This is a genomic window from Streptomyces sp. NPDC060027 (assembly GCF_042737005.1).
Classification (GTDB): Bacteria; Actinomycetota; Actinomycetes; order Streptomycetales; family Streptomycetaceae; genus Streptomyces.
Genome location: NZ_JBHWVI010000253.1, coordinates 1 through 11,599, shown reverse-complemented (window position 1 = coordinate 11,599; position 11,599 = coordinate 1). Strand labels below are relative to the sequence as shown.

Sequence of the window (11,599 nt, the reverse complement as noted above, 5' to 3'; positions counted from 1 at the left end):
GCCCCTGCCCTTCCCGTACCCGGGGCTCCGCCCCGGACCCCGCTCCTCAAACGCCGGAGGGGCTGAAATCTTCCCCGACCCCGACCCGCAACGCGCCGACGCCGGACGCCCGCTGCGTCGCGTCGGTCAGGGGCCGGAGGTCGCCTCCGGGGGGACCGGGCCGGAGGTCGTCGCGCCGGTCAGGCCGAGGAGCAGGATTCGGGTGAACGAGCGCACCCACTCCTCGTCCGCGGGTTCCGCGCTGACCAGGGTGCGATGGACCACCGCTCCGGCGACCACGTCGAAGATCAGGTCGGCGGTGCGGGCGGCGGCCGCCGGGTCCGTCTCCGGGGGGAGTTCGCCCCGGGCCTGGGCGCGCGCGCGGCCCTCCATGACCAGGCGCTTCTGACGGTCGACGATCGAGGTGCGGATGCGTTCGCGCAGCGGTTCGTCACGGGTGGACTCCGCCACCACGGCCATCAGCGCCGTCTTCGCCTCCGGGCGGTCCAGGATCGCCGCGAACTGGAGCACCACACCCTCGATGTCGGCGGCCAGACTGCCCCGGTCGGGGAGTTCCAGTTCGTCGAAGAGGACGGCCACCGCGTCGACGACGAGCTCGTTCTTGCCCGCCCAGCGGCGGTAGAGGGTCGTTTTGGCCACCCCGGCGAGGGTCGCCACGTACCCCAACGTCAGTTTGGACCAGCCCAGTTCGACCAGCGCGGCGCGTGTCGCCTCCAGGATCGCGGCGTCCGCGGCGGCGCTGCGGGGGCGGCCCGTGCGGGCGGCCGAGGAGCGACATTGCATGTCAGTGACCATATCTGGCCCCTTCACCGTCGATATCCGGCGGTTATGTGAAGCCGTGAGGGAGATCACCGGAAGACGGCACACGGGCAGGTCTCCGTACAGTTACGCTACGACTCGTAGCGAAAGCTCGACCGCGGCGACAACCGCACAGGCGTCAGGTGGGGACCCGGCGCCGAACAGGCCTGACACGGCTTGGCTTTCACGACGCTTTTCACACGTGCGCGAGGAAGGGGGAGGATGTACTCATGCAGCCACGGAACATGTCCATGAGCGGAGTCGTCGACCTCGCCGCGGTGAAGGCGGCCCAGGAGGCCAAGTCGAAGGCGGAGCAGTCGCGCGCCGAAGCGGCCAGGCAGGGCGGCGGAGGCGGGGCCGTGACTCCCGCGAGCCTTGTCATCGACGTCGACGAGGCGGGATTCGAGCAGGATGTCCTGCAGCGCTCCACCGAGGTGCCGGTCGTCATCGACTTCTGGGCCGAGTGGTGCGAGCCCTGCAAGCAGCTGAGCCCGGTCCTGGAGCGGCTGGCCGTCGAGTACAACGGGCGGTTCGTGCTCGCCAAGATCGACGTCGACGCCAATCAGATGCTGATGCAGCAGTTCGGGGTCCAGGGGATTCCGGCCGTCTTCGCGGTGGTGGCCGGTCAGGCCCTGCCGCTCTTCCAGGGGGCCGCCGCCGAGGCGCAGATCCGCGGGACCCTCGACCAGCTGGTGCAGGTCGCCGAGCAGCGCTTCGGCCTGACCGGCCTGACGGTCGACGGGGACGCCGAGCCCGTCGGGGTCACCGAGCCCGAGATGCCGGCCGGACCGTACGACGCGCTGTTGGAGGCCGCCGTACAGGCGCTGGACGCGGGCGACTTCGGCGGTGCCGTCCAGGCCTACAAGAACGTCCTGACCGACGACCCGGGCAACACGGAGGCCAAACTGGGCCTGGCCCAGGCCGAGTTGCTCCATCGGGTGCAGGGTCTCGATCCGCAGCAGGTGCGCAAGGACGCCGCCGAGAAGCCCGGCGACGTGCGGGCGCAGATCGCCGGAGCCGACCTGGACCTGGTCGGAGGCCATGTCGAGGACGCCTTCGGGCGGCTCATCGACACGGTGCGGCGCACGGCGGGCGACGACCGGGACGCCGTACGGCTCCGGTTGTTGGAGCTCTTCGAGGTGGTCGGGGCCGACGACCCGCGCGTTGTCGGGGCGCGCAGGGCACTGGCCAGGGCGCTGTTCTGACCTGTCCCTAAACGCCAGGGCCTGTGATGCCCAGGTGAAAGATTGGCCGACAGAGGGGCAAGTGGCCGCGCTTTACCAAAACTTGGTAAACGCGGCCGCTGTTACTCGTAGTAAGTCGAGGGCGTTGAACTGTCTGGTTCCGTCCATCAATAAACCGTTGTGTCACCCCAGGTGGCACCACCCTGCGTCGCCACCCGATACCGACGGGTCGTTGTTCGGTTATCCCGCCGTTACTAGCCAGTAACGAACCCCCTTGTGCGCGCGGCGAGAATGCACCACGATCGGCGACGCTCGGTCCATTACCGCACCCCGACAGCCAATCGGGTCGGCGGACTTTCTGGGTCCCCACCGAGTAGGACCGACGGCAGTGCGGTCGGTTCTTGGGCAGGGGGGTCTTTGCCGTCCGGCAGAGCCTGTCCAGCAGGTTGTGCGTGATGTGTGTCAGGCGCGACCAGTGGTTGTCGCTCGGGGGTGATCGCCGGTGATTCAGGTGCAATCGCACTTTTGGGTACGGGCGCTCTCCTTCCCGAGGACGTAGCACTTCTCCCATCCCTGCCCGGCTGAGCCGCCGCAACGTGGCAGTCAGGGTCAGGAGATGTACGTCCGAGAAGGAGGAAATATGGAGTCCCAGGTGCGTGGCGGAACCAGATGGAAGCGGTTCGCGGTCGTAATGGTGCCCAGCGTGGCCGCCACGGCAGCGATAGGTGTCGCCCTCGCGCAGGGCGCTCTGGCCGCGTCGTTCAGCGTCTCGGGTCAGTCGTTCAAGGTGTCGGCGGACAAGCTCGACGGTACTGGCTTCTCCCAGTACGGGGCGATCGACACCGGTTACACCCTCAAGGGTGAGAAGACGGCTCACCCCGTCGCGGTCTCGGCGTTCAAGAACGCCAAGATCACCAACATGTGTCAGTCGGTCGTCACCCCGGACGTCCCGTTCTTCGGTTCCGTCAGCCTCGTGCTGAAGGCCGGCGGCAACGGTACGCCGGTCGAGGCCGACAACCTGTACATCGACGTCGAGGACCTCGAGGCCAACGCGACGTTCCGCGGCATCGACATCGGTGTTGCCGCCAAGGACTCGACCAAGGGTCCGGGCATGAAGGGTGGCGGCGAGCAGGCCAACCCGTACGGGTTCGCCCAGCAGGCCGAGTCGGCCACGCTGACCGACGTGAAGCAGACGGCGTGGGCGACCACCGCCGGCACGTTCAAGCTCAGCGGTCTGAAGATGTCGGTCAAGGCCGGCGTCAAGGAGTGCTACTAAGCACCCCTGGGGCGGGCGAGGAGGCTGAGGCCGCTTCGCCCGCCCCGCTCCGCATGTCGTACGCGGAGCACTCAAGACGTACTTCTCACAGCAAAGCCGTTCCAGGGAGCTGTTTCCATGAGCGCCGAGACTCCTGCCGCGCCCGGCCAGAACGATGAGCACTACCTTCAGGTGTTCCGGCGGAACTTCCGCAACTGGAGGAGCGACCGCCCGTTCTGGGCCGGTCTGTTCATCGTGTTCGGCGGTTTTCCGATCGCCTACTTCCCGTACGCGAACCTTCAGCTCGGCCACCTGACGCTGGCGATGTCCACCACCGCCGGTGCCGGTTCCCTGATCATCGGCGTACTCCTCATCGTCCTCGGGATCAGCCTCTGGTTCCAGAAGCACGTACGGACGTTCGCGGGTGTCGCGGCGATCCTCCTCGCTCTGGTGTCCCTCCCGGTGTCCAACCTGGGCGGCTTCCTCATCGGCTTCCTGTTCGCCTTGATCGGCGGAGCCATGGCGGTCTCCTGGGTTCCGGGCGAGCCCGCCGAGGAGCTCGTCGCGCCGGAGTCTCTCGACACGGGAGACCAGCCGGTCGACCCGGCGGCTCAGCCCGTCGACTTCGGCAAGCCGGCGGACGCTGTGGGCGACCCGAACGATCTGTCAGGAACGAGCCCGACCAACGGGGCGAACGGGAGGCACAGTGCCGGCTGACGAGGTGACCCACGGGACTGATGTGGACGAGTCCCGTGTGAGAACCGGGCCGCGACACGCGGCCCCCAGGAAGCCGCTGTTCACCAGGTTCCAGATGCCCGCCGGCAAGGCGATAGCCATAGCGGCGATGCCGACGGCGGTGCTCATGGGAATGGGCCTCACCCCGACACTCGCCCAGGCCGAGGACCACTCCACGTCCAGGAGTCTCACGGCCGACGAGTACCAGGCGTGCGTCGAGGCCGTGACCGGTTCCGAGGACGACAAGGAGGCGTCGGACACGGCGTCGCCCTCCGCCTCGGCGAGCGCGAGCGAGTCGTCCGACGAGGCCACACCGACCCCTTCCGCGTCGTCGGGCTCCGCGGAGCCGGGCAAGGACTCTTCGTCGGATTCAGGTTCCGACGACAAGGCCGAGCCTGCCCCCTCCGCGTCGTCCTCCTCCCCGAGCACGTCGGACAAGGCGGCGGACAGCGCGGCCACACCGACCCCCTCGGCGTCGGAGAGCAGCAAGAACCCGCTCGACCCGCTGGGCGTCGGCGACGCCATCAAGGACATCCTCACGCCCGACGAGACGGCGAGCTCCACACCCACGCCGTCCGCCTCGGCGAGCGCGAGCGAGGACACGGCCGCGTCCGACGGCAAGAGCGCCTCGGACACCGTCAAGGACACGACCGACAAGGCCGTCGACACGGTCGAGAAGACCGTCAAGGACACCACCGACGCGGCCACGAAGGCGGCCTCGGACACCACCGAGACGGTCAAGGAAGCGGCGGCCGACGCGGTCACCGCCACGCCCAGCCCCTCGGCGAGCGCCACCACGGACGCCTCGGACTGCCCGGTCGCGACCGACGACGAGGGCGGCGTCGACAACCCGGTCACCCTGCCCGACGACCCCTGGTACCTCAACGCCAGCTCCCTGCTCCTCAAGGGCGCCGACTACCAGGGCATAGTCAAGGTGCGGACGGCCAACGGCAGCGTCAAGAAGGTGCTGAAGTACGTCATCTCCGACGGCACCGACATCGGGGACCTGCACCAGACGGTGGACGACAAGCAGGCCGGCAAGACCTACCACGTGCAGGCTGCCAAGGGCTCGACGTCCACCATCCGTGACGGCAAGACGATCATGTACACGGAGAGCATCTCCGGGAACCTGCTCGGGCTCATCCCGATCACGTTCGACCCGGAGAACCCGCCGCCGCTGAACATCCCGCTGATCTACTTCACCAAGGTGAAGGTCGTTCAGGCCGGTCAGTTCGGCGGCACCCTGACCGTCCCCGGACTGCACCAGTACACGACCGGCTGAGTCGTCCAGAGCCCGTCCGGGAGCCGCACAGACGCTGAGGGCGCCCCCTGTTCACAGGGGGCGCCCTCAGCGGCGTACGGGGGGTGGGGATCAGGCGTGGCCGGCCTCGCCCAGGTGGTGCACCCGGACCATGTTGGTGGTGCCGGGGACGCCGGGGGGCGAACCGGCGGTCATCACGACGACGTCGCCCTCGTTGAACCGCTTGAGCTTCTGCAGCTCGCGGTCGACCAGTTCGACCATCTCGTCGGTGCTGTTCACGAACGGCACGACGTGCGACTCGACGCCCCAGCTCAGCGTGAGCTGGTTGCGGGTGCCCTCGTCCGTGGTGAAGGCCAGGATCGGCTGCGAGGCGCGGTAGCGGGAGAGCCGGCGGGCGGTGTCACCGGACTTGGTGAAGGCCACCAGGCCCTTGCCGCCGAGGAAGTCGGCGATCTCGCAGGCGGCGCGGGCGACCGAACCGCCCTGCGTGCGCGGCTTCTTGCCCGGGACCAGCGGCTGCAGGCCCTTGGAGAGGAGCTCCTCCTCGGCCGCGACGACGATCTTCGACATCGTCTTCACGGTCTCGATCGGGTACGCGCCCACGCTGGACTCGGCCGACAGCATGACCGCGTCCGCGCCGTCCAGGATCGCGTTGGCCACGTCGGAGGCCTCGGCGCGCGTCGGACGGGAGTTGGTGATCATCGACTCCATCATCTGGGTCGCGACGATCACCGGCTTGGCGTTGCGGCGGCACAGCTCCACGAGGCGCTTCTGCACCATCGGGACCCGCTCCAGCGGGTACTCGACGGCGAGGTCGCCACGGGCCACCATGACGGCGTCGAACGCCGCGACGACGCCCTCCATGTTGTCGACCGCCTGCGGCTTCTCCACCTTGGCGATGACGGGGACGCGGCGGCCCTCCTCGTCCATCACCTTGTGGACGTCGTTCACGTCGTTGGCGTCGCGCACGAAGGACAGCGCCACCATGTCGCAGCCCATCCGCAGGGCGAAGCGCAGGTCCTCGACGTCCTTCTCCGACAGCGCCGGCACGTTCACGGCCGCGCCGGGCAGGTTGATGCCCTTGTGGTCGGAGATCACGCCGCCCTCGATGACGACCGTCTTGACCCGGGGGCCGTCGATCTCGACGACGCGCAGCTCGACGTTGCCGTCGTTGATGAGGATCTGGTCGCCCTTGGAGACGTCACCGGGCAGACCCTTGTAGGTCGTGCCACAGATCTGCTTGTCACCCGGCACGTCCTCGGCCGTGATGACGAACTCGTCGCCACGCTCCAGCTCGACGGGGCCTTCGGCGAAGGTCTCCAGGCGGATCTTCGGGCCCTGCAGGTCGGCGAGCACACCGATGGCGACACCGGTCTCGGCCGAGGCGGCCCGGACACGGTCGTAACGGCCCTGGTGCTCGGCGTGGGAACCGTGGCTGAAATTGAAGCGGGCCACATTCATGCCGGCCTGGATCAGGGCGACCAGCTTCTCGTGGGAGTCGACCGCGGGGCCGAGAGTACAGACGATTTTCGAACGGCGCATGGGGCGATCCTATCGGTTTGTTTCGCTACGGAATATTCCGTCTGGTGGAAGATACAAATGGGCGGGCGGCCGCTCAGGCGTGGCTCTCCGGCCCGCTCAGGCAGTGCCCTTTCCGACCAGCGCATACGTCTGTGTGGCGATCTCCAGTTCCTCGTCCGTCGGCACCACGGCGACCGCGACCCGCGCGTACGGCGGTGAGATGAGCCGGGGCTCACCGCCGCGCACGGCGTTCAGATCGCCGTCGACCGCGAGCCCCAGTTCCTCCAGGCCCACGATCGCGGCCTCGCGCACCGGGGCGGCGTTCTCGCCCACTCCGGCGGTGAAGGCGACGGCGTCCACCCGGCCGAGGACCGCGTAGTAGGCGCCGATGTACTTCTTCAGGCGGTGGATGTAGATGTCGAAGGCGAGCCGGGCCCGCTCGTCGCCCTCGTCGACACGGCGGCGGATCTCCCGCATGTCGTTGTCGCCGCACAGACCGATCAGACCGCTCTTCTTGTTGAGCAGGGTGTCGATCTCGTCCGTGGACATGTTGCCGACGCGCTCCAGATGGAAGATGACGGCCGGATCCACGTCGCCGGAGCGTGTTCCCATCACCAGCCCCTCCAGCGGGGTGAGTCCCATCGAGGTGTCCACGCACCGCCCGCCCCGCACCGCCGACGCCGAGGCCCCGTTGCCCAGGTGCAGGACGATGACGTTGACCTCCTCGGGCGCCTTGCCGAGGAGCTCGGCGGTCGCGCGGGAGACATAGGCGTGCGAGGTGCCGTGGAAGCCGTACCGGCGGATGCGGTGCTCGTCGGCGGTCGCCACGTCGATCGCGTAGCGCGCGGCCGACTCCGGCATCGTCGTGTGGAACGCGGTGTCGAAGACCGCGACCTGAGGGAGGTCGGGGCGCAGGACCATCGCGGTGCGGATGCCGGTGAGGTTCGCCGGGTTGTGCAGCGGCGCCACGGGGATCAGCCGCTCGATCTCCGCGAGGACCTTCTCGTCGATCACCGTCGGTTCGGTGAAGGATCTCCCGCCGTGCACCACCCGGTGGCCGATCGCGGCCAGCTCGGGGGAGTCCAGGCCGAGTCCGTCCACCCCCAGCTCCGCGGCCACCGCCTTCAGCGCGGCCTCGTGGTCGGCGAACTCGACGGCCCTCTCGCGGGTCTCACCCGTCGTCAGCGCGGTGTGCCGCAGCAGCGAGGTTCCCTCACCGATGCGCTCCACCAGACCGACGGCGAGCCGTGAGCTGTCGCGCATGTCGAGCAGCTGGTACTTCACCGACGAGGAACCGGAGTTGAGGACGAGGACACGGGTGGCCTGCGGGGAGCCGGGCTCGTCCGGGAGGGCGGCGGAGGGGGACGGGTGGGCGCTCACTGCTGGGAAGCCTTCTGGTCGGGGGTCTGGGACTGGATCGCCGTGATGGCGACCGTGTTGACGATGTCCTGGACGAGCGCGCCGCGGGACAGGTCGTTGACGGGCTTGCGCAGCCCCTGCAGCACCGGACCGACGGCGATCGCGCCGGCCGAACGCTGCACGGCCTTGTACGTGTTGTTGCCGGTGTTGAGGTCGGGGAAGATCAGCACGGACGCCTGTCCGGCGACCTCCGACCCCGGCAGCTTGGTCGCCGCGACCGTGGGCTCGACGGCGGCGTCGTACTGGATGGGCCCCTCGACCCTCAGGTCGCCGCGGCGCCGCCGCACCAGCTCGGTCGCCTCGCGCACCTTGTCGACGTCGGCGCCCGAACCCGAGGTGCCCGTGGAGTACGACAGCATCGCGATCCGCGGCTCCACGCCGAACTGCTCCGCGGTGGCGGCCGACTGGATGGCGATGTCGCAGAGCTGCTCGGCGTTCGGGTCGGGGTTCACCGCGCAGTCGCCGTAGACCAGGACCTTGTCGGCCAGGCACATGAAGAAGACGGACGAGACGATCTTCGCGTCCGGCCGGGTCTTGATGATCTCGAACGCGGGCCGGATGGTCGCGGCCGTGGAGTGCACGGCCCCCGACACCATGCCGTCGGCGAGACCCTCCTGCACCATGAGCGTCCCGAAGTAGTTCACGTCCGCGACGACGTCGTACGCCAGCTCGACCGTGACTCCCTTGTGGGCGCGGAGCTGGGCGTACTGCTCGGCGAAGGAGTCCCGCAGCGGGGAGGTCTGCGGGTCGACGATCTGGGTGGCGGTGATGTCGATGCCGAGGTCGGCGGCCTTCTTGCGGATCTGGTCGACCGGGCCGAGCAGGGTCAGATCGCAGACCCCCCGGCGCAGCAGCACCTCGGCGGCGTGCAGGACGCGCTCCTCGGTGCCCTCGGGCAGCACGACGCGGCGCCGGTCGGAGCGGGCCTGCTCCAGCAGCTTGTGCTCGAACATCATCGGGGTGAGCCGGTCGCTGCTGGGCGCGGAGACCCGCTTGAGCAGGTCGGTGGTGTCCACGTACCGCTCGAAGAGGCCGAGCGCGGTCTCCGCCTTGCGGGGCGTGGCCGCGTTCAGCTTGCCCTCCATGGCGAAGAGCGCCTCCGCGGTGGGGAAGGAGTTCCCGGCCACCGAGACGACCGGGGTGCCGGGCGCGAGGCGGGCCGCCAGCGTCAGGATCTCGCTGCTGGGCCGCTCGTCCAGGGTGAGCAGGATGCCGGCTATGGGCGGGGTGCCGGCGCTGTGCGCGGCCAGCGTGCCGATCACCAGGTCGGCCCGGTCCCCCGGCGTGACCACGAGGCATCCCGGGGTCAGCGCCTTGAGGAAGTTCGGCAGCATCGCGCCGCCGAAGACGAAGTCGAGCGCGTCACGGGCGAGCCCCGCGTCGTCGCCGAGAAGCACCTTGCCGCCGAGCGCGTGGGTGATCTGCGCGACGGTGGGAGCGGAGAGCGCGGGCTCGTCCGGCAGGACGTAACAGGGCACCGGGAGACGGGAGTCGAGCCGCTCCAGGATCTCCGTCCGGTCCTCCGGGGCCACCCGGTTCACCACCATGGCGAGGACGTCGCACCCCAGCCCGTCGTACGCGCGATAGGCGTTGCGTGCCTCGGCGCGCACCGACTCGGCATTCTGGCCCCGGCCGCCGACCACCGGGATCACGGACGCGGCGAACTCGTTCGCCAGGCGGGCGTTGAGCGCCAGCTCGTCGGGGACCTGGGTGGCGGAGAAGTCGGTGCCGAGGACGAGGACGACGTCGTAGTCGCGGGCGACCAGGTGGAACCGGTCCACGAGCGTGGACACCAGCTCGTCGGTGCCCTGCTCGGCCTGGAGCGCGGACGCCTCGTGGTAGTCCATGCCATACACCGTCGCCGGGTCCTGCGCCAGCCGGTAGCGGGCCCGCAGCAGCTCGAAGAGCCGGTCCGGACCGTCGTGCACGAGCGGACGGAACACCCCCACCCGGTCGACCTGGCGGGTCAGGAGCTCCATGACCCCCAGCTCGACGACCTGGCGGCCGTCACCTCGGTCGATCCCGGTCACGTACACGCTGCGCGTCACGCGTGCTCTCCATCCGTCTCGTCGCCAGGCGGTTTTCTGGGCTCGGAAAAGGGCCCACCAACGTGAGCAGAACCCTCTTGACAATACCTCCGGCGCTGGCTAGGACGCCCGCCAGGGCAAACCTCCTGGTCGGGCGGGAGCGGCGTTCCGGCCCGCCGGCGGACGCCCGGCGGAGGGAATCGGCGGGGCACCTCGGGCCATGAAACAATCGGACTGGCTCACACGAATCAGCAGGGAGCAGGAGACACAGCACGATGCGCATCGGAGTTCTCACCGCAGGCGGCGACTGCCCTGGCCTGAACGCAGTGATCCGGTCGGTCGTGCACCGAGCGGTCACCAACTTCGGGGACGAGGTCATCGGCTTCGAGGACGGCTACGCCGGGCTTCTCGACGGCCACTACCGCACCCTCGACCTCAACGCGGTCAGCGGCATCCTCGCCCGCGGCGGCACCATCCTCGGCTCCTCCCGGCTGCAGCGCGACCGGCTCCGCGAGGCCTGCGACAACGCGCAGGACATGGCCCGCGAGTTCGGCATCGACGTCCTGATCCCGATCGGCGGCGAGGGCACGCTCACGGCGGCCCGGATGCTGGCGGACGCGGGCCTGCCCGTGGTCGGCGTGCCGAAGACCATCGACAACGACATCTCCGCGACGGACCGCACCTTCGGCTTCGACACCGCCGTCGGCGTCGCCACGGAGGCCATGGACCGTCTGAAGACCACGGCCGAGTCGCACCAGCGTGTGATGGTCGTCGAGGTCATGGGCCGGCACGCGGGCTGGATCGCCCTGGAGTCCGGCATGGCGGCCGGCGCCCACGGCATCTGCCTGCCCGAGCGCCCCTTCGACCCCTCCGACCTCGCCGCGATGGTCGAGGAGCGCTTCGCGCGCGGCAAGCGGTTCGCCGTCATCTGCGTCGCCGAGGGCGCCCACCCCGCCGAGGGCACCATGGACTACGGCCACGGCGCGATCGACCAGTTCGGTCACGAGCGCTTCCAGGGCATCGGCACCGCCCTCGCCTACGAGCTGGAGCGCCGCCTCGGCAAGGAGGCCAAGCCGGTCATCCTCGGCCACGTCCAGCGCGGCGGCTCGCCGACCGCGTACGACCGTGTCCTCGCCACCCGCTTCGGCTGGCACGCCGTCGAGGCCGCGCACCGCGGCGACTTCGGCAAGATGACCGCGCTGCGCGGCACGGACATCGAGATGGTGCCGCTCGCGGACGCGACCACCGAGCTGAAGACGGTGCCGAAGGACCGGATGGACGAGGCGGAGTCGGTCTTCTAGCCCCCTCGGCGGCGAAGGCCCCGGCCGGACGCCGCGGCCGGGGGGGGGGGGGGGGGGGCGGCGCGGCGGGGCGCCCGCCCGCCCCCCCACAAGCCGCA

Annotated in this window: 9 protein-coding genes; 5 read left to right on the top strand and 4 right to left on the bottom strand. The window is 69.7% G+C overall.

Features of this window, described 5'->3' with window-relative positions:
• Positions 1–126: 126 nt before the first annotated feature.
• A complete protein-coding gene (locus ACFWBT_RS37235) occupies positions 127–783 on the bottom strand; it encodes a TetR/AcrR family transcriptional regulator (RefSeq protein ID WP_385707555.1) in 657 nt (218 codons plus the stop codon).
• 245 nt (positions 784–1,028) lie between these two features.
• Between ACFWBT_RS37235 and ACFWBT_RS37230 the strand changes: the two genes are divergently transcribed.
• The 4 genes from ACFWBT_RS37230 to ACFWBT_RS37215 all read left to right on the top strand — a co-directional run bounded on the left by ACFWBT_RS37230 (position 1,029) and on the right by ACFWBT_RS37215 (position 5,254).
• Positions 1,029–2,003, top strand: coding sequence for a tetratricopeptide repeat protein (locus ACFWBT_RS37230; protein ID WP_385707553.1), 975 nt, complete (start codon positions 1,029–1,031; stop codon positions 2,001–2,003).
• 619 nt (positions 2,004–2,622) lie between these two features.
• On the top strand, positions 2,623–3,258 hold the full coding sequence (locus ACFWBT_RS37225; RefSeq protein ID WP_385707551.1) for a DUF6230 family protein: 636 nt from the start codon (positions 2,623–2,625) through the stop codon (positions 3,256–3,258).
• Between the two features lie 117 nt (positions 3,259–3,375).
• Positions 3,376–3,954, top strand: a complete 579-nt coding sequence (locus tag ACFWBT_RS37220) for a DUF6114 domain-containing protein (RefSeq protein ID WP_385707549.1) — start codon at positions 3,376–3,378, stop codon at positions 3,952–3,954.
• Complete coding sequence (locus ACFWBT_RS37215) at positions 3,944–5,254, top strand: hypothetical protein (RefSeq protein ID WP_385707547.1); 1,311 nt, start codon at positions 3,944–3,946, stop codon at positions 5,252–5,254. The genes ACFWBT_RS37220 and ACFWBT_RS37215 overlap by 11 nt, the downstream gene beginning before the upstream one ends.
• Before the next feature lie 90 nt (positions 5,255–5,344).
• Here the strand turns inward: ACFWBT_RS37215 and pyk are convergent, their stop codons facing one another.
• The 3 genes from pyk to pta form a co-directional block, all read right to left on the bottom strand.
• Complete coding sequence (gene pyk / locus ACFWBT_RS37210; protein ID WP_356469922.1) at positions 5,345–6,775, bottom strand: pyruvate kinase; 1,431 nt, start codon at positions 6,773–6,775, stop codon at positions 5,345–5,347.
• A gap of 96 nt (positions 6,776–6,871) precedes the next feature.
• On the bottom strand, positions 6,872–8,134 hold the full coding sequence (locus ACFWBT_RS37205; RefSeq protein WP_385707545.1) for an acetate kinase: 1,263 nt from the start codon (positions 8,132–8,134) through the stop codon (positions 6,872–6,874).
• Positions 8,131–10,221 (bottom strand): phosphate acetyltransferase, encoded by a 2,091-nt coding sequence (gene pta / locus ACFWBT_RS37200; RefSeq protein ID WP_385707543.1) that lies wholly within the window; start codon positions 10,219–10,221, stop codon positions 8,131–8,133. The genes ACFWBT_RS37205 and pta overlap by 4 nt, the downstream gene beginning before the upstream one ends.
• Positions 10,222–10,475: 254 nt before the next feature.
• Between pta and ACFWBT_RS37195 the strand changes: the two genes are divergently transcribed.
• Positions 10,476–11,501 (top strand): ATP-dependent 6-phosphofructokinase, encoded by a 1,026-nt coding sequence (locus tag ACFWBT_RS37195; protein ID WP_385707541.1) that lies wholly within the window; start codon positions 10,476–10,478, stop codon positions 11,499–11,501.
• Positions 11,502–11,599: the final 98 nt, after the last annotated feature.

Coding starts and splice junctions, on each gene's coding strand:
- ACFWBT_RS37225 (WP_385707551.1), top strand. CDS start 2,623: ATGGAGTCCCAGGTGCGTGGCGGAACCAGATGGAAGCGGTTCGCGGTC.
- ACFWBT_RS37220 (WP_385707549.1), top strand. CDS start 3,376: ATGAGCGCCGAGACTCCTGCCGCGCCCGGCCAGAACGATGAGCACTAC.
- ACFWBT_RS37235 (WP_385707555.1), bottom strand. CDS start 783: ATGCAATGTCGCTCCTCGGCCGCCCGCACGGGCCGCCCCCGCAGCGCC.
- ACFWBT_RS37230 (WP_385707553.1), top strand. CDS start 1,029: ATGCAGCCACGGAACATGTCCATGAGCGGAGTCGTCGACCTCGCCGCG.
- pyk (WP_356469922.1), bottom strand. CDS start 6,775: ATGCGCCGTTCGAAAATCGTCTGTACTCTCGGCCCCGCGGTCGACTCC.
- ACFWBT_RS37195 (WP_385707541.1), top strand. CDS start 10,476: ATGCGCATCGGAGTTCTCACCGCAGGCGGCGACTGCCCTGGCCTGAAC.